The organism is Bradyrhizobium sp. Crot121 (assembly GCF_059512385.1).
The window spans coordinates 20,265-37,331 of the sequence record NZ_JCAMOR010000052.1 but is presented as its reverse complement, the minus strand read 5'-3'; the positions used below and the strand labels follow the sequence as shown (position 1 = coordinate 37,331).

General features: G+C 63.5%; 15 protein-coding genes. 6 read left to right on the top strand and 9 right to left on the bottom strand.

The window, feature by feature from the left end:
- Positions 1-60: 60 nt before the first annotated feature.
- Both AC5ZGW_RS32205 and AC5ZGW_RS32200 read right to left on the bottom strand, forming a co-directional pair.
- Complete coding sequence (locus AC5ZGW_RS32205) at positions 61-300, bottom strand: DUF2171 domain-containing protein (RefSeq protein ID WP_028168725.1); 240 nt, start codon at positions 298-300, stop codon at positions 61-63.
- Between the two features lie 68 nt (positions 301-368).
- A complete protein-coding gene (locus AC5ZGW_RS32200) occupies positions 369-833 on the bottom strand; it encodes a cupin domain-containing protein (RefSeq protein WP_130226867.1) in 465 nt (154 codons plus the stop codon).
- A gap of 238 nt (positions 834-1,071) precedes the next feature.
- Between AC5ZGW_RS32200 and AC5ZGW_RS32195 the strand changes: the two genes are divergently transcribed.
- A complete protein-coding gene (locus AC5ZGW_RS32195) occupies positions 1,072-1,665 on the top strand; it encodes a 3-keto-disaccharide hydrolase (protein WP_130226866.1) in 594 nt (197 codons plus the stop codon).
- A gap of 170 nt (positions 1,666-1,835) precedes the next feature.
- Here the strand turns inward: AC5ZGW_RS32195 and AC5ZGW_RS32190 are convergent, their stop codons facing one another.
- From AC5ZGW_RS32190 to AC5ZGW_RS32170, 5 genes are all read right to left on the bottom strand, one after another.
- Complete coding sequence (locus tag AC5ZGW_RS32190) at positions 1,836-4,130, bottom strand: exopolysaccharide transport family protein (RefSeq protein ID WP_130226865.1); 2,295 nt, start codon at positions 4,128-4,130, stop codon at positions 1,836-1,838.
- 156 nt (positions 4,131-4,286) lie between these two features.
- Positions 4,287-5,039, bottom strand: coding sequence for a polysaccharide deacetylase family protein (locus AC5ZGW_RS32185; RefSeq protein ID WP_130226864.1), 753 nt, complete (start codon positions 5,037-5,039; stop codon positions 4,287-4,289).
- A gap of 4 nt (positions 5,040-5,043) precedes the next feature.
- Positions 5,044-5,850 (bottom strand): class I SAM-dependent methyltransferase, encoded by an 807-nt coding sequence (locus tag AC5ZGW_RS32180; protein WP_130226863.1) that lies wholly within the window; start codon positions 5,848-5,850, stop codon positions 5,044-5,046.
- A gap of 6 nt (positions 5,851-5,856) precedes the next feature.
- The gene (locus AC5ZGW_RS32175) at positions 5,857-7,299 is read right to left on the bottom strand and encodes a lipopolysaccharide biosynthesis protein (protein WP_130226862.1); all 1,443 of its coding nucleotides are present in this window, start codon (positions 7,297-7,299) and stop codon (positions 5,857-5,859) included.
- Entirely contained in the window at positions 7,293-8,249 is a 957-nt protein-coding gene (locus AC5ZGW_RS32170) for a DUF6492 family protein (protein ID WP_130226861.1), read from the bottom strand. Before AC5ZGW_RS32170 ends, AC5ZGW_RS32175 begins: the two co-directional genes overlap by 7 nt.
- A gap of 402 nt (positions 8,250-8,651) precedes the next feature.
- Here AC5ZGW_RS32170 and AC5ZGW_RS32165 point away from each other — a divergent pair, with 402 nt between their 5' ends.
- On the top strand, positions 8,652-9,638 hold the full coding sequence (locus AC5ZGW_RS32165; RefSeq protein WP_130226860.1) for a glycoside hydrolase family 26 protein: 987 nt from the start codon (positions 8,652-8,654) through the stop codon (positions 9,636-9,638).
- A 68-nt stretch (positions 9,639-9,706) separates the two neighbouring features.
- On the opposite strand, the gene AC5ZGW_RS32160 is transcribed toward AC5ZGW_RS32165, so the two are convergent.
- Positions 9,707-10,840 carry a radical SAM protein gene (locus AC5ZGW_RS32160; RefSeq protein WP_130226859.1) on the bottom strand — a complete coding sequence of 378 codons (1,134 nt, stop codon included), beginning with the start codon at positions 10,838-10,840 and terminating at the stop codon, positions 9,707-9,709.
- Between the two features lie 403 nt (positions 10,841-11,243).
- Here AC5ZGW_RS32160 and AC5ZGW_RS32155 point away from each other — a divergent pair, with 403 nt between their 5' ends.
- On the top strand, positions 11,244-12,254 hold the full coding sequence (locus tag AC5ZGW_RS32155; RefSeq protein WP_130226858.1) for a glycosyltransferase family 2 protein: 1,011 nt from the start codon (positions 11,244-11,246) through the stop codon (positions 12,252-12,254).
- The gene (locus AC5ZGW_RS32150) at positions 12,251-13,564 is read left to right on the top strand and encodes an O-antigen ligase family protein (protein WP_130226857.1); all 1,314 of its coding nucleotides are present in this window, start codon (positions 12,251-12,253) and stop codon (positions 13,562-13,564) included. The genes AC5ZGW_RS32155 and AC5ZGW_RS32150 overlap by 4 nt, the downstream gene beginning before the upstream one ends.
- Here the strand turns inward: AC5ZGW_RS32150 and AC5ZGW_RS32145 are convergent.
- Positions 13,534-14,652: a glycosyltransferase family protein gene (locus AC5ZGW_RS32145; RefSeq protein WP_130226856.1), complete on the bottom strand. Its 1,119-nt coding sequence runs from the start codon at positions 14,650-14,652 to the stop codon at positions 13,534-13,536. The two genes, AC5ZGW_RS32150 and AC5ZGW_RS32145, sit on opposite strands and share 31 nt — an antisense overlap.
- Before the next feature lie 145 nt (positions 14,653-14,797).
- Here AC5ZGW_RS32145 and AC5ZGW_RS32140 point away from each other — a divergent pair, with 145 nt between their 5' ends.
- On the top strand, positions 14,798-15,769 hold the full coding sequence (locus tag AC5ZGW_RS32140) for a cupin-like domain-containing protein (protein ID WP_245474783.1): 972 nt from the start codon (positions 14,798-14,800) through the stop codon (positions 15,767-15,769).
- A 15-nt stretch (positions 15,770-15,784) separates the two neighbouring features.
- On the top strand, positions 15,785-16,972 hold the full coding sequence (locus AC5ZGW_RS32135) for a GNAT family N-acetyltransferase (protein ID WP_130226855.1): 1,188 nt from the start codon (positions 15,785-15,787) through the stop codon (positions 16,970-16,972).
- Positions 16,973-17,067 lie beyond the last annotated feature (95 nt).

Below are 17,067 nucleotides of genomic sequence, written 5' to 3'. Positions count from 1 at the left end.
TCTCTGTTCTGCTCCCGATGATATCCGCCTCCGCGCCCCGCGCAAAGGCGCTGTCGCCGTCTATTGCCGGCCGTGTTGCCAGTGCGTAGTCACCTCGGTGCCCGTCTTGTTCAGGTGCACGTGCTGGTCGACATGGTCGACCCAGGACAGCGGAATGAAATGATGGTGCTGTCCGTCGGGCGAGCTTTGCTTGGTCAACTTGATCTTGTCGGTTCCTTCGAGATGATCGACCTTTCCGACCGTCTTCCGGTCCGACGAGATGACGTCCATATGTTCCTTGATCTCTGCGGCCATTGCCATGTTTTATCTCCTTCAACGTTTGCGGAGATGAACGTTTGGTGACCGCAAAGGTTGCCCACCCTACGAAATCACTTCTCCTCCGCCGCGGTTGCCGTCGCCGGTCCTTCGCCCATGATCAGGAGCACGGCGTCCTCGTCCTTGGCGCCATCCCAATGCACCTGCTTGCCGTAATGGGTGACGAAACTGCCGGCGGGCATCGCCACGGTGCCCTTGTCCGGATCGAACTTCGGTCCCGATCCAACCCACCAGGTGCCTTGCAGCACGACGATATAGCGGTCGTTCGGATGAAAATGCGGATGGCTGAAATGGTTGCCTTTGGTCCACTTGGTATAGACCACGTAGAAGCCGGGCTTTGCGGGATCACCAACCACCACGGCATTCTGCGCGCCGCGCGCATCCACCGGTCCCCAGGGGATCTGGTCAGGCAACTTATAGACGACGGCGGCGGGATTGAGCTCGGCGGCGGAGCCGATGCTCAGCGTGGCGGCGAGGGCAAGCGGGATTGCAAGGTAACGCCAGGTGCTGACGATCATGACTTCCTCCCGTTTTCGGATGGACGCTTAGGCCTGTCTATTGGGCTCGTCCATCTCCGTTGTCCTCGATGCTGGTCGGGGGCGCTCGCAAAGGACAAGACGCACGCATGCATGCGTGATCGGCGGATGCGCGGCTTGCCGCACAACGCAACTGCAGCATCGAAATCGATTTGCGCTCGCACGCCGCCGTGATTAGTTTGCCCGCACAAATCAAAACAACATCGGGAGGATGCTTTTCATGAAACATGCGTGGACGCTTGCGGCCTGTCTTCTGATCGGCACCGCTCTGTCCTTCAATCTCGCTGCCGCCGAGGGAGACGGCTGGATCACGTTGGTCGACGGCACCAAAAAGGGCGATTGGGACGAGGTGGGCAAGGCGAACTGGACGTTGAAAGACGGCGCGCTGGTCGCCGACAAGCTCGACGGCAAGGATCTGTCCTATCTCGTCAGCAAGACTCCCTACAAGGATTTCCAGATCAGAGCGGAGTTCTGGACCGACGAGGATGCCAACAGCGGCATCTTCATCCGCTGCGACACCAACAAGACCATTGATTCCAAGGTCTGCTACGAGGTCAATATCTTCGACAAGCGGCCCGATCCGACCTACGGCACCGGCGCGATCGTCGATGTCGGCAAGGTCAACCCGATGCCCAAGGCGGCGGGCAAGTGGAATACCTTTGAGATCACGGCGCAGGGCCCGCATCTCGTGGTCGTGCTCAACGGCGAGAAGACCGTCGACGCGCAGGACAGCAAGCACGCGAGCGGTCCGATCGCGCTTCAATATGGCTCGGGCGTGGTCAAGTTCCGGAAAGTGCAGATCAAGCCGTTGTGACGGTGTTCTCCCTCCCACCGGTGCGCGTGGAGAGAGATGATCCCCACCCGGCTTGCGCGCTATACGCGCAAACCGACCTCCCCTTTTCAAGGCGAGGTGAAGGAAGCCCGGAGCGCGGTTAGCTGCGCTTCGGACCTTCGCCGGTCAAATAGCGCCGGCGCGGCGCTCATTCACGCATATTGCTTGTCTTGCTGACGGCTCTCCACCGTGGGATTGAGCTCGTTCAGGATGACACCGACCAGCTTGCGCTCCGCTCCACCCAGCGCGCTGAGGATGTCTTCCATGCAGTCGTTGATATCGAGATGGACCGGCAGCACCGCGAGGAAGCCATCCGCGAGCTCGAGGAGCTTGCGATCCGCCGCGCTCCACGGCATCGCCGGCCCGTCGAGAATGATGAGATCGTAACCGCCAACGGATCGCGCCTGCGTGACCGACTTGCGGATGGCTTCCGCGGCCCTGGCGTCGCCGCCCTCGATAACGGGCAGGATGGAAATTCCGTTCGCCGTGTTGATGGCACGCGTTGCCTTGCTGCCGATGCTGAGCCAGCCGAGGCGGCCGGCCTCGCGCTTGCCGAGCCTGGTAACTTTGCCCGACAATTCGCGTTTCCGATGATCGGCATCAATCATCAGCACCTTGGCGCCGTCGCGCGCCGCCGAGAGCGCGACGTTCAGCGCCACCACGCTGCGGTCGACGGATGGTCCCGCGCCGATCACCGCCATGACCGGCGCGCCGCTCGCGGATGCGCGCTTCTTGAGGGTCGCGCACATGTCGCGGATGGCGCCGAGGAAGGTCATCAGCGGAAAACCCGCGCGCAATGTCGGCCAGCCCAGCCGTGTGACGTCGGCGATCTGGCCGCCGGTGAGGATGCCACCCAGCGTGCGCATCACGTCGGATTCCTGCAGCCGGGCGATCACCGGCTTCTCGATGACGCTGACCGCCGCCTGCGGCGCCGGCTTGCTGAGGACCGGCTGTTTCGCGGGCGCCGCCGTCGCCTGTTTCTCGGGCGAGGTCGACTTGCTCGGCCGCAGCGGGTCGGCGCCGGGCGCAAGCTGGTCGACCGCGATGATCCAGGCAGCGGCCGCGAGCCCGCCGAGCACGAAGCCGATCATGGCAAGCAGGCTCATAGCCGGTGGAAAGGTGCGCCGCTGCGGCACTGTGGCTTCGCCGATGACACGTGCGCTCGAGGTATTCAGGCTTTCCTGTTCCTCCGTCTCGCGCGAACGCTTGAGGAAGGACTGGTAGACGTCGCGACTCGCCTCGACGTCGCGCTCGAGCTCGCGTAGGCGCACCGAGGCCTGGCTCATCTGCACGCTCTGGCGCTTCTGCGCGTCGAGCGCCTTGTTCAGCGATGCCTCATAGTCGCGAGCACGCGTCAAATCGTTCTTCGCGGCCTGCGCGAAGCGGTCGATCTCTTCCCTGATGGTACGGCGGAGATCCTCGACCTGCTGCTCGACCTGCCGGAGCGCCGGATGCCGCGGGCCGAGTTCGCTCTGCAGCTCGGCCTGCCGCTTCTTGGCATCGGCGTATTGCGCGCGCAGGTTCGCGATGGTCGGCGATTGCAGCGCCTCGGGGATCGCGCCGGGGTCGCTCGCATTGCGCCGGCTGGCCTCGATCTGATCGTACTTCGCCTGCGCATCGAGCGTTAGTGCGCGCGCGGCGGCGAGCCGCTGGTTGCTGGCGGAAAGCTGCTGGTCGGCGATCAGCGTGTCCTGGGTGCCGACGAAATTGTTCTGCGCTTTGTAGACCGCAAGCACGTTCTCGGCGTTGCGCAGCCGTTCCTGCAGTTCCTTCAGCCGCCCCGAGAGATCTCTGGTGGCGCGCCGGGCGGCGGCGGCCTGCGATTGCTTGGATTCGGCGAGATAGGCCGTGGAAAGCGCGTTGGCGAGCATCGCCGCCTTGACCGGCTCATAGGACCAGACGTCGATATCGACGACGAAGGTGCGGTCGGTCTTGCGCACATTGATATGACGACTGAGGGCGTCCAGCGCGCTCATCGTCGCCTGGTGCTGCTGTTCCACCGTCGGACGCTGCTCGATCCCGACCAGGCCGAGCAGCGCGCCGAGGAGGCTCTTGCCGTCGCCGCCGCCGAATTCCGGGTCCTTGTCGAGATCGGTGTTCTTGATGACCTGCAACAGCACGCTGTTGGAGGTGATCACCCGCGCCTCGCTGTCGACCACCATTGCGAGACCCGAAACGTCCTGCGCGCGCGGTGTCAGCTCTCGCTCGACGAGCTGCAATTCGCGCGGGTCGACATAGAGCTGCGCGGTCGCGGTGTACTTCGGAGTGAGGCTCTTGCCGATCCCAACCGCGATGCAGGCGCAGAGCAACGCGGCAGCCGCGACCGCGGCTTTGCGCCGCCACAGCAGCATGACCAGGTCGATCACGTCGAAGCCCTGGCTTCGGCGTGGCTCGCCGGCATCCCGGCTTTTGGCCTGGCTGTTTATCGGCTGGTCGTAATCAAGCATCGACCCCAGCTTCCATTCCAAACGCCGCACGCATCGGCTGAGGGGTTACTCTTCGGGCTGCGCGATGCGCGAGAGCGGACCGCGCGGCAACAACGCAGCAGGAAAAATTAACCATAGTCTTTGAGAGACTATTCACTGAAAAGGCAAACAAAGCGTTTAAGCGCTCGCGCATCGGAACGCCTCTGCCATGGTGAGCGCCGGAATATTCCGCTTCGCCGCCGTTTCCAGCGCGTGATTCAGCAGTTCCGGCGAGCAGCCGTACAGGCTGGGCCGCGTGGCAACGTCGTGACTGTAGAAAATTAACCAACCGTTATGGATTTGCGCCTCGTCGAAGGCGCGCTCGATTGCATCGCGATCCATCCGGCGATCGATCAGCGGCATCGCGCGCAGGAACTGCAGGTCCACATTGCCGAAGTTCACGCCCTCCACGATCGAGCGGCAGGTCGCAAATCTGGACTTGAGCAGATATTTGTGCGCGAACGAGCCATAGCCGAACGGATAGGCAAAGGTTTCGATCTGCATCGACGGATCGAGCAAGTCGAAGTAGCGGCGGTTGCAGGCGATGTCGCAGGCAAGCGAGGTCTCATCGAGATCGCAGGCGCGCCGGTGCGAGAAGGTGTGGCAGCCGATCTCGTGACCGCGGCGATGCAGCGACAGCACGTCATCATCATCGCCGGAGCTCCAGTCCGCCGTATCGACGCCGACCAGGCCGCCCGACACATAGAAGGTGCCGCGGGCGCCATGTGTCTCCAGCAAGTCGGCGCCTGATGTCACCGCGCTCTTCGGCAGGTCGTCGAAGGTGAAGCTGACTATCGGCGTGGCGTTGCGCAGCCGAACCCGATCGACCGGCAGATGCATCGCCAGCCGGTGGCTGACCTTCACGACCGCTTCGGACCACAACCCGCGCATTCTCTCACAGCTTCCGCAGGATCACGTGGTAGTCGCCGTGCCGCACGTCGGTCCTGCCGGGGAGAAAGAAGTTCATCGCTTTCGCGGCGGCATCGACCAGCGCGGCGAGCAGGGGCTTGCGCAGGCGCATCTCCGGATAGCGCGGGCTCTCATAGACCTTGCGGTAGATCACTTGCAGGCCATGTGCCCTGGCGAAGGCTTCGAGCTTGCCCAGCGTGACCAGCGGATGGAAATGGGTCGGGAACGGCGCCTCGCCCGGCAGGCCGGCCTTCTTGTCGCCGCGGACATAGCGATAGAACCAGACGTGAAACCAATGCGGCGAATACTTTGTCACCATGCCCGATAGCGATTTCGGATTGGGGGCGCCGATCAGGATCAAGCCGTTCGGCTTGATCGCCTCGCAGAAACCGCTGAGCGCGGCCTCGACATCGGGCACGTGCTCGATGACGTTGTAGCAGACGATGAAATCGAAGCTTTTCGGCGCGAAACGATAGGTCTGGATGTCGCCCAGGATCGTTGCCTGTGCGTACTGGTTGTTCTTGACTTGATCTTCGTCGATGTCGACGACGGTAATATGGCTGCGGCGCAACACCTTGAGCGGCAGGAAGCTGGTCGAACCGCCGCCGGCCTCGTAGATCGCGAGCGGGCCCGCCGGCAGCGCCGCCTCCAGGATGCTGTGCACGGTGAGGAGACTCTGCCGCGCTTCGCCCGGCGGCAGGTCGAGCAGCGACTGTGGATGCGCGGCCGGCCCAGCCGCGTCGACCACGGGGAGCGTTGCATGAATGCGATCAAAGGTAAGGGTATCGGTCATTGCCTCTTATCCAATGTTGCTGTTTGCGAATTTTGCTCTGACTGCCATGAGGCCATGCTTCAGTCGGCCGCGAATGCGTGCGATGTCGAACAGCCAGGCCAGGACGGCGTAGGTGAGGATGCCAACCACCGCCAGCACGATGCAGGCGGCGAGATCCGGAATGCGCAGGATGCGATCGAGTGCGGCGACCGTCAGCGCCATCGCGAGCGCGGCGATCAGGACCAGCGCCAGCCGGCCGAGCGGCAGCGGAACGCGGAAGGCATAGCGGGTAAGCACCAGCGCACAGGCAAAGCCGATGATGTCGGCGCCGAGCCGCGCCCAGGCCGCGCCGACAGTGCCGTAGTGGCTGACCAAAAGATAGGACAGGATCACATTGGCCGCGATCAGCGAGGCGGTGTTGACGAGATAGAAGCCGTTGCGGCCCGACAGCAGGAAGCTCGCATGCAGATATTGCTGCGTCAGGACCTGGAACACCACGGCGATCGCGATCACCGGCATGATCTCGGCCGCGAGCGCACGAAAATCAGCGCCAAGGATGATGTTGGCGACATGGGTGGAGATCACTGCAAAACCGAGCGAGGCCGGCAGCGTGATGGACAACAGCAACTCGAGACATTCGGCGAGATGCGAGCGCACCGCGCCGTCACCCTGCTTGGCGTGGATCTGGACGGCGAGCGGAAAAAACGCTGCCGCCATGCTCATCGCCGGCATCATCAGCGTCTGGCGGACCAGGTCGAGCGAGGCGACATAGCGGCCGGCATCGGCGGCACCGACCAGGTTGGCGATCATGAAACGGTCGGTGACGCTGGCGATCGCAAGCAGGGTCAGCGAGAGCGTCAGCGGCAGGCCGGTCCTGGCCACGGCCACGAGCGAGGTGCGATCGAAGCTGATATGCGTGCCGCGCCAGGCGGTGCGCGACTGCACGAGCACGGCGAGCAGATAAGCGAGGGCAGAAGAGAGCAACAGCCAGAAGCCGTTCGGGCTGACCAGCGCGACGACAATGCCGAGTGCGAGCACGGACACAGCGCGCACCAGCGTCGCCTTCATCACCGAAAGCGCCATCAGCCGCGCGCGAACCAGGTCCTGCGTCAGTTCGAACAGGCCGATCGCGACCGAGAGCACAACTGTAGCGAACGCCGCAGTGCCGTCGAGGCCCGCGAGCCGGGCGAGCACATAGGCGATCGGCGCCGTCAGGCAGCAGATCATATAGCCTGACAGCACAAGGCCGCGGACGTCGGTGCCGTCGTTGCGGGCGTGCTCGCTCAGGATCAGATTTCGGAACCAGCCGACCAGGAATACGCTGATCACGGAGGCGAAGCCGATGCCGAGCAGATAGACGCCGTAATCATGCGGCGAGAACAGCCGCGTGAAAACGAACACGCTGAGCAGCCCCAGCAGCGCCGAGAGGATGTTGGCGGTCAGGTTGATGCTGGCTTGACCGATCAGCATAACGCCGCAAACTCCGTGCGGTCGCCGCTGCTGGTGAGCGAGAGGATCTCGTCGCTGTCGGCGATCGAGGCGCGGATGGTCTCGACCGGCGTTCCGGAGAAGGATGCGATCGAGAACGCGACGTCGTCCTTGCTGGCGCGGCGCAAGAGATCCTGCAGCTCGCCTTTGTTGAGCCGCGGATCGTCCCAATAGCTGACGCAGGGCGTGCTCGGGACCGCGGTATGCCGCAGCGAGGCCGCGGCATCGTTCTGTACGAAATAGCCGTACAGCATGTATTCGGAGAACTCGCGGGTCTTGCACAGCGCCTCGATCCAGCCGAGACCGGTGACGGCCTCGATGCGCTCGGCCAGCGCTCGGGTGGTCTGCTTGTCCCAGAAGATGATGTGCCCGATGAAATCGTCGGCCGGGAACGGCGGCGTCGGCAGCCCCAGCAGTTCATGGCTGGTCACAAGCCAGCGCGAATGCCGCGGCTGGTCTGCGGTCACCACATCAGACATGGTCAGCATCGGGATCGCGTTCGGATATTCGAACCGCGTCAGGTCGAAGTCGCGGAAGAACACAATGTCGGAATCCAGGATGCAAAAGCGCTGGTGAGGCAGTGCAATGGTGGCGGCGATCTTCAGGATCTGCTGCACATGCCAGCCGTTCACCGGCTTGGCCCGCAGCGACCACCAGAACTGGCGGCGGCGGCGCTGGATCATGCGCGGCAGCGGCCGCAGCCAGTCGGGCAGGAAGGCCGAGGCCGGGATGATGACGCGATGCTCGCTGGCGAGCGGCGCGAACAGCGGCAGGTCGCAATCGGGAACCAGGAGATAATGCTTGGAGAACGAGGTGACATGCCGGTCCACGCTCTCGCAAAGCAAGGTACAGATTTCCAGGTCGCGCCCGTAAGTCGGGGTTAACAACGCAACTGGGTCCATCTCGTAGATCTCTCTGGCGATCACGTTCACGGTTGTCGCTTTCCAAGCCGCGGTTCTTCTCGGTGAGCCTTTCAGCAAGATCGATGCCGAATCGGCGCATCGGCCGCGGCCGGGATCGCCGTTGGTTAATTTTGTTTGCGTTGATGATCGCCGCGCCGTTAAGGCGCGAAGTAACCATAAGAAGCCGTGCTCCGTGTGCGTCGGCGCGGCTTGCCCGTATATTGCAGAGCGTGACCCGCGAATCGCCGATGCCGTTCGGAGCGGGTATGCGTGCATGTGGGACTACGGGATTTCTGCGCGGGGTCGCCGCGGGTGATGCGAAGACTGTGCCATCAGTTCGTTTCGGCACAGCCGTTCCGTCGGCGGTGTCCGCTTTTGAAACGGTGGGCAAGAGGTTGACGCCATTGCTTCGCAAGCTCGCGAGGACAGCACATGGCTGGAATTGAACGATTGAGCCGGCGGCGGTTCGTCGGCGGGATGCTGACGGCCTCGATCGGCGCAGTTCTCGGCGGCGTCGCCACCGCGCGCGACGCAGCCGGCGCAACCTCCCGCCTCGGCGCCGATCCTGCGCGGTTTGCCGGCGCCTTCGTGAACTGGGAGGCTGATGGCCGTGAGCATGCGTTGCAGGCCTGGGAGAAATGGCTGAAGCAGAAGCCGTCATCTGTGCTGGGTATGGATTTCTACGGCCAATCGACCTGGGAAGATTTTCGCAAAGTGGATTGGGTGCCGGGCATCTGGAGACGGCTTAATCCGAAACGGAACGTGGTCTGGTCGATGCCGCTGACGATCACGGGAACGCCGCTGGTCGATGTCGCGGACGGCCTGCACGACTCCGAGTTCGAGGCGGCGGCACGCGCGATCTCCGATGCGCAGCCGCGCGCGATCATCCGGCTCGGCTGGGAGATGAACCTTTCGCAGATGGGCTGGTTCGCCAAGGGCCAGGAAGCCGATTATATCAGGGCGTTCCGGCGCGTTGCGGAGATCTTCCGCCGCGCGTCCAGCGAGTTCAAGTTTGATTGGTGTCCCGGCTGGGGGGCGCAGGAGATGCCGGCCGATCTGGCCTATCCCGGCGACGACGTTGTCGACTATATCGGGCTCGACGTCTACGACTTCAAATCGGAAGGCTCGGTGGAGGAGCGCTGGCAGACGCTTTACCTCAAGGCGCCGTTCGGTCTCGAATGGCATCGCGATTTCGCCGCGCGCCACGGCAAGCGGATCAGCTTTCCGGAGTGGGGCGTCGGCCATGCCGGCGACAATCCTTACTTCATCCAGAAAATGCACGACTGGTTCGTCGAGAACAGCGACAGCATCGCCTATGCGGCCTACTTCAACGTCGATGGCCTATGGCCGACACAGATCGACACCGGCCGCTTCCCGGAGTCGGAAAAGCTGTTCCGAAAGCTGTTCGGAGGTAGGTGACCTCGTGACCCGGGTGGAGCGCAGCGCAACCCGGGATATCTCCAGCAACGTTTACCGGCGGTCCCAGGTTACGCTGCCGCTTCACCCGGGGTGCGATTGCTGTTGACTTCGTTCGCCTGGGCCTTTGTTCCGGTCAACAGGGTCAGGCCCATCTTGAGCTTGTCCTGCAGCGTGCGCTGGGCAAGGCAGGTGAAGAGGCAGAGCTTGTCGCAGGCCACGGTTTCCTTGCGGCGCATGCGCGCTTCCTCGCTGTACCAGATCTCGCGCGCGGTCTGCGTGCGGACGTTGCCGATCGGCTTGAAGAACCAGCAGACCTCGAGGCGGCCGTCGGAGCGGATGAAATAGTTACGCATGCCGACCCTGCAGGGCATGACCTCGGGCGGCGCCTTCTCGCGGCGGAAATGACTGGGCCAGGCGTTCAGCACCGCCTCGCCGTTGAGGATCGGCGCGCCCTGGCGCTTCAGCCGCAGCAGCTCGTCGCGGACGGCGATCAGATCGTCCATCTCCCGTTCGCCGATCCACAACTCGTCCTCGACCTCCTGCGTGCCCATCTCGACCGGCTGGAAGCTCAGCGCTGTGGCGCCGATCTGCTGGATCCAGTCGACCATCTGCGGGAGCTGGCGGAAGTTCAGCCGGTGCACGACCGGCTTGATGATGATTGGAAAATCCAATCCTTCGGCGCGGCGCTTCTCGGAGACATTCCGGATGCCCTGCACGATGTCGTTCAGCGAATTCTCGACACCGCGCGAATAGTTGTGGATGTTCGGATCCCGCGAGTCGATCGAGATATTGATGTTGAAGGGATGCGCCTCGACCGTCTGCGCGACGATCTTCTTGTTAAGATAGGCGCCGCCATTGGTGGTCACGCCCCAATGGATGTCGTTGTCGCGGCAGAACCGGACCAGGTCGAGGAAACCCTTCTTGATATAGGGCTCGCCGCCGGCGAACTCGACATGATAGGCGCCGATGAATTCCTTCAGGCTGGAGAGCGCGCGCTGCCATTCCTCGATCGACATCTCCTCGCGGTAGTTCGGGCGACGCCAATAATCGCAATAGCGGCACTTGTAATTGCAGCGCTCGACGACCTCCGCGAAGATCGCGGCTGGCCGGGTGACATCGCGGCCGGTGCGCAGATAGAGCTCTTCCGACAGCGCGTTGCGGACATGCTTTGTGCCCAGCGAAACGAGGTCTAGCGCTTTCAAGGTGAAACCTCAGACGTTTGCGAGTGTTGTTACGGTCTCGATCGATTTCTTTGTCGTACCGAGAGACAGCAAATCGAATGCCAGTGGGGATGAAGGCTCTTCGTGCCGGCGCTCGCGACGCGTTTAACCTTAACGAATTGCTGCCGACGCGCAGGCCATCGCGCGCGCATCGGTGCGAATCGAATGCGGTCGAGCGCAAACCGCGCGAAATGTCCCCCGATTAACCCTCGCAAGAGATCGTCGCAGCGCCGTGCGCGGCTGGATCGGATTTTGCCATGACACGGCCATACCCTGCGAATCGCTTTCGTGCGGCTCCGCTCATCAACGATTTCGGGACGATTGCGTCCCATGATGGTGGCGTGACCCGTTCTGGGACGGCGTGTCGCGGATTGGGATTGAAGCCATGAACAAGATGTCGATTGCGACCGAGTTTCTTGCAACGGACCGCGCCTGGGTCGCGGCCTCGCCCGGGCTCGACTGCTCGGTCGAGACCGTGGTCTGCATCCCGAGCTTCCGCCGGCCGCAGCATCTGCGGCTGACGCTGGAATCGGTCGCGGCACAGCGCACCGCGCGCCGCTTTGCGGTCGTGGTGGTCGAGAACGATGCGGCCAATTGTGAAAGCGCGCCGGTGGCCGCGGAATTTTTGGCGTCGGGAAGGCTGAATGGCCTCTGCCTCGTCGAGCCGCGGCAGGGCAACTGTTACGCCATCAATGCAGCTTTCGAGACGGCGCTCGCAACCTTCCCGCAGGCCGCGAACTTCCTGATGATCGACGATGACGAGATCGCCTCGCCGGATTGGCTCGAGCGCATGATCGAGGCCGCTGAGACGACCGGGGCGGACGTGATCGGCGGGCCGGTCTGGCCGCATTTCGACGACGAGCGCAAGCGCGGCCTGAAGCGTCATCCGGCATTTGCGCCGGCCTATCATAGCAGCGGGCCGGTGCCCGTGATCTATGGCTGCGGCAATTGCCTGATCCGGCGCCAGGTGTTCGCCCGCCTCGGCAGTCCCGCGTTCGATTTGCGCTTCAATTTCCTAGGTGGCGGCGACCATGATTTCTTCGCGCGCTCGCGCCGCGCCGGCTTCCGATTCTATTGGGCAACCGATGCGGCCATCTCGGAGACGGTGCCGCGGAGCCGGACCAAGCTCGGCTGGATCGTGCGGCGCGGCCTGCGGATCGGTGCGATCAATTATCACATCGAGCGCAAGGGTGCGCAGTCGACGTGGTCGCGTGCCGCTGTGATGGCCAAGATGTTCGGCCTGGTGCCGTTCTCGCTGTTCCGCGCTACGCGCATTGTCTTGAAAGAACACCAGCCCGTCATCGCCATGCATCCGATGATGGTCGCGGTGGGCAGCGCGCTCGCAGTGCTCGGCATCGAGCCACAGCCTTACGCCGCCTCGAAGATCGTTTCGTGACCGAGTTCCTCATCACGTCCGAAGCCCGGGCTGTCTTCGCCGATGTGTGGCGGCGGCCGGTGATGCATTTCGTCCGCGCCGCGGCCTTCATCGGCATCCTGCTGCTGGTGTGGATCTCGCTGCATCCGTTCGACGATCTCAGCGACATGCGCGTCGGTGAGGTGACCTCCGGCAAGGAGGCCGTGCTCTACGCGCTGTTCGGCCTGCTCATGGTGCTGATGCTCGTGTTGACCATGCGCGACAACATGCCCGCGTTGGCGTCGCTGCTGACCCCGGCCTATGTGCTGTTCGGGGTTTGGCTTTGCCTGACGGTCGTACTGTCGTTCGATCCGGCCACCTCGAGCCGCCGCTTTGCGCTGTCGGTATTCGTCGTGGTGGTGACGGCAACGGTAATGCTGTTGCCGAAGTCGCAGAGCGAGTTGATGCGCTGGTTCAGCATCGCCGCGCTGGTCTTGCTCGCGACCTGCTATCTCGGAATCTTGCTGGCTCCGAACCTGTCGATCCACCTGGCGACGGACCCGCAGGAGCCGGCGCTCGCCGGCAATTGGCGTGGCGCGTTCGGGCACAAGAACGTCGCCGCCGCGATAATGGCGATGATGATGTTCTTCGGCGTCTACTTCATCCGCGCCGGCGGATGGATCTCCGGCGTCATCGTCATGGCGCTCTCCGCCTTATTCCTGGTCTATTCCGCGGGCAAAAGCTCGATCTCGCTTTGCCTGGCCGTGCTGCTGCTGACCTCGCTGACGTCGTTCGTTCGTTCCTTGTGGGGACGTGGATTGATGTTGTTGCTGCCGCTCATCGTGCTCAATCTGTTTAGCGTAGGCACGGTGCTGAGCGACACGCTGGCGTCAATCGCAAAGCTGCTGCCGCTGGATACCAGCTTCACCGGTCGTTCCGACATCTGGGTCTTTGCCGTCGATTCGCTGCATCAGCGGCTCCTGACCGGCTATGGCTTCGAAGCCTTCTGGGGCAGCAACGCGATCACGAATCTGAAGGAAGGCAAGGAATGGGCAGGGTACGCCTCGCACAGCCATAACGGCTATCTCGACACCGCGCTCGGCACCGGGCTGCCGGGTCTCGTCTTTCTGATCGCTGCTGTTGTCGTCAAGCCGCTGCGCGACTTCCAGGCCGCCGACGAGGGTGGCAATGACGGCCCGCTGTCGATGATGTTCCTGCGGATATGGCTGTTCGGGCTCTATCTGTCGTCGATGGAGAGCTTCTTCCTCGACCGCGCCGATCCGATCTGGGCGACGTTTCTGATCGCCCTGTTCGGCCTGCACTATCTCGCGCGCTTCCGTTTGCGGGCATAGATGACGGTCGCCACCGTCGTTGCCACATCGTGCCACCAGCCGGTGAAATCGAAGGGCGCCTGCGGCGGTGGTTGCTTCGCCGCGGCCAGGATCGCATCAGCATAGGCCTCGCCCGCCGATCCGCGCGGAACCAGGACGACCGCGCCGCGATCGATCAACTGCCTGAAGCGCGGATGATGGTCGAACTCGTCCGCTAGTGCGGGGCCGGTCGCGACCAGCGGCCGGCTCGCCTGCGCGCAGGTGAGGATGCTCGAACGGCGGGCTGTGATGCCTTCGTCCAGCGGATAGCAGAAGGCGTCGACCTCGCCGAACAGGCCGAACACTTCGGCATCCGAGGCAACGTAGCCGGAGACGATCACGTCCTCACAGAGGCCAAGCTCGGCGGCGCGGGCGTGGAAATTCTCCTCGACCTTGTCGACGCCGCGAATGAAGGAGCCGATATAGACCAGCAGCGGCCGCAATCCGCGTGCCTTCAGGATCGCGCCGATCTCGAGCAGCGCATTCGGCTGCTTGCCCGGATAGATCGAGCCGAAATGGCCGATCACCAATTGCCCGCTGGCGCGTGCCGCTGATAGCCGTTGCCGCAATTCGGAGTCTTCGATCTTCGAGGGCGCCTCGACGTTGGGCGGCAGTGGCGCCAACACGGATTTCGTCACAGCGGAGCTGACCGCAGCGTCGTCGGCAAGCTCCTTCCGCACCAGCGGCGAGAACATGACGATGCTGTCGGCGAGCCAAACCGCGGGGATGTAGGTGATCCGCCGCATCCAGTTCAGCCCGGCCCATTCATGTTCGACCAGGACGACCTTGCGCCGCCGGAGCTTCGCGATTGCGAGCGCGATGAGCGGCCGCAGGATCACACGCTTCCAGGCCACGATCGGAAAATTGCAGATGACGCTCTGCGCCGAGCCGACCGCGCGCCAGATGTCGCAGAGCGATCCCCGGCCGCGCGTCAGGGTTAACGTTTGGCTACTGCCGGGATCGAGCTTTTCGATCGCGTCAGTCAACAAGCGCGTGAACTGCCCGACGCCGCAATGCATCTCGGCTCCCGCGCCGAGGAACAGCGCCCGATATCGGGGTGTGGAGGTCATCGCGCAGCGGCAGGGCTTCCGGGGTGATCTCGGTTAGCCATACCGCGCAGACCTTAGCTTCCGGTAAGCGCCCGAAACAGTGCCGGCACCGATTTTGCCAATCCTGGCGTGAAGGCTGCCCGTTCGTCCCGTAACGGGACATCGGATGATCAAAACGACGCAAGGCGACCAGGAGCGCGACATGACGACAGGCAAGATCTTCACCAAATGGGACGACACCCATTCGGAGCTCTGGAGCCATCAGCCGATCCGGCTCGAGCATGCGATGCACAAGCAGCCCGCGTTCTCGATGGACGAACTCGCGAAGCTGATCGAGAACTATCCGCGCGAGCATTACAGCCTGGTCAAGACAGGTGCGAAGGGTTCCAGCCGGGTCTGGCGCGAAGGCGAGATCGGCAAGCTCAGTGGCCGCGAGGTGATCGAGGCAATCTCACGCGGCGGTCTCTGGCTCAACCTGCGCAACGTCACTGCCGTCGATCGCCGTTTCCGCGTGATGGTCGACCAGATGTTTGCGGAGGTCGCGGCCAAGGTTCCCAGCTTTGATGCGCCGACGCATCAGGCAGGCATCCTCATCTCCTCGCCAGACGCGCAGGTCTATTACCACTCCGACCTGCCGGGGCAGGGATTGATCCAGATCGCCGGCCGCAAGCGCGTCTATATCTATCCGAACACACCGCCGTTCATCCGGCCGGAGCACCTCGAAGACATCGCGCTGTTCGACGTCGAGGTCGATATTCCCTATGCGTCCTGGTACGACCAGCATGCGCAGGTGATCGATCTCGAGCCTGGCCAGATGTTGAACTGGCCGCTGAATGCGCCGCATCGGGTCGAGAATCTCGGTGTCGTCAACATCTCGATGACGGTGTCCTACGTCGACGACGAGATCCGGCGCGCCCAGATCCTCAATCTCGCCAATGGCATGTTGCGTCATCGTTTCGGCTACAGGCCGAAGAGCCGCAGCCTGCACGGTCCGTCCTTCTTTGCCAAGCAGGTGATGCAGAAGCTCCTGCGCGACGGCAAGTGGGTGAAGCGCGAGCGCGCCGTGCGCCGCCCGATCGACTTCCGTCTCGACGAGATCGAGCTTGGCAAGATCGTCGACTTGCCGAAGGCGGCGTGAGCGCGGCATGCGGCGATGACGGTCCTTGCGACATCGGCGGGCAGGCTCTCGGCGCGGGCAGAAGCACGCGCGGCCGGCTACCGCATCGAGATTCTTGCGGACTGGAAGCAGGCCGCGGCGCGGTGGGGCGCATTCGCTCCGCCGACAGCGTTCCAAAATCCGCTATGGTATGAAGCCTGGTACGCCGCCTTCGCCGATACCGACGACGTCTCGCCGGTGATCGCCTTCGTCACCGATGCCGCGACCGGCGAGCCCGCCGCGCTGTTGCCGTTGATCCGTCATCGGCAAGGCAGCATGCAAACGATCGCGTTCGCAGACCTTGATCTCACCGATTACAACGCGCCGTTGCTCGGGCCCGCCGCGCCGCGCGATGCCGCGGCAGCGCGTGTCTTCTGGCGCGACCTGCGCGCCGCGTTGCGCAAGCTGCCCGGCGGCGCCGATCTCATCCGCTTGCGCAAGGTCACATCCGATCTCGACGGCCGGCCCAATCCGTTGGCGCTGCTCGATGGCGCGGCGGTCTGCCCGGTTAATGGCAACCTCGTCACCACGGGCGACGATTACGACGCCTGGCGCTACACGCTGGAGCGGACGGTGCGCAAGGAGCTGGAGCGGAGCTGGCGCGTGTTTACGCGCGATCCGACGGCGAACTTCGCGATCGCCGCGGACAGTGATGAAGCGCTTCGGATTCTCACGACCACCGAGGCTCAGCAAAGCTCGCGGATGCAGAGCCTGGGAGTCAATTTCATTCTCAATGACGAGAATTGCGCCGCGTTCTATCGCAGCCTGGTCAGCAGCGGCACCGGCAGCGGCTACGCCATCGTGTCGGCACTGACAGCGGGCGAGGAGGTGGTGGCGACGCTGCTCGGTGTCCGCAACGGTTCGCGCTATGTGATGATCCGCATCAGCAACGCCGGCGACAAATGGAGCAATTGTTCGCCGGGCCGGCTGATCATCGAGCGCACCATGGCGGCGCTGCACAAGCAGGGTGTGCGCGAGTTCGATTTCTCGATCGGCAACTACGCCTACAAGCGCCGTTTTGGAGTCAAGCGCCTGCCATTGCTCGATATCAGCGCTGCCTTGAGCTGGCGCGGATTGCCCCACGCGCTCCGCGATCGGGCCGCGCAGGAATTGCGCAGATATCCGAGGCTGACGACGTATCTGAAATGCGCGCTCGGCAAGCCGCCTTCACGGGAAGAGAGCTGATCGCGACGCAGTAGGGGTGGGCAAAGGAGCACAGCGACGTGCCCACCATCACCGCTCGCAATGGTGGGCACGCTTCGTTTTGCCCACCCTACGTA

Excerpts from the sequence above, each read along its gene's own strand:
- AC5ZGW_RS32200 (WP_130226867.1), bottom strand. The coding sequence starts at position 833 with ATGATCGTCAGCACCTGGCGTTACCTTGCAATCCCGCTTGCCCTCGCC.
- AC5ZGW_RS32205 (WP_028168725.1), bottom strand. The coding sequence starts at position 300 with ATGGCAATGGCCGCAGAGATCAAGGAACATATGGACGTCATCTCGTCG.
- AC5ZGW_RS32155 (WP_130226858.1), top strand. The coding sequence starts at position 11,244 with ATGAACAAGATGTCGATTGCGACCGAGTTTCTTGCAACGGACCGCGCC.
- AC5ZGW_RS32135 (WP_130226855.1), top strand. The coding sequence starts at position 15,785 with ATGACGGTCCTTGCGACATCGGCGGGCAGGCTCTCGGCGCGGGCAGAA.
- AC5ZGW_RS32180 (WP_130226863.1), bottom strand. The coding sequence starts at position 5,850 with ATGACCGATACCCTTACCTTTGATCGCATTCATGCAACGCTCCCCGTG.
- AC5ZGW_RS32185 (WP_130226864.1), bottom strand. The coding sequence starts at position 5,039 with ATGCGCGGGTTGTGGTCCGAAGCGGTCGTGAAGGTCAGCCACCGGCTG.
- AC5ZGW_RS32190 (WP_130226865.1), bottom strand. The coding sequence starts at position 4,130 with ATGCTTGATTACGACCAGCCGATAAACAGCCAGGCCAAAAGCCGGGAT.
- AC5ZGW_RS32165 (WP_130226860.1), top strand. The coding sequence starts at position 8,652 with ATGGCTGGAATTGAACGATTGAGCCGGCGGCGGTTCGTCGGCGGGATG.
- AC5ZGW_RS32145 (WP_130226856.1), bottom strand. The coding sequence starts at position 14,652 with ATGACCTCCACACCCCGATATCGGGCGCTGTTCCTCGGCGCGGGAGCC.
- AC5ZGW_RS32175 (WP_130226862.1), bottom strand. The coding sequence starts at position 7,299 with ATGCTGATCGGTCAAGCCAGCATCAACCTGACCGCCAACATCCTCTCG.
- AC5ZGW_RS32195 (WP_130226866.1), top strand. The coding sequence starts at position 1,072 with ATGAAACATGCGTGGACGCTTGCGGCCTGTCTTCTGATCGGCACCGCT.
- AC5ZGW_RS32140 (WP_245474783.1), top strand. The coding sequence starts at position 14,798 with ATGATCAAAACGACGCAAGGCGACCAGGAGCGCGACATGACGACAGGC.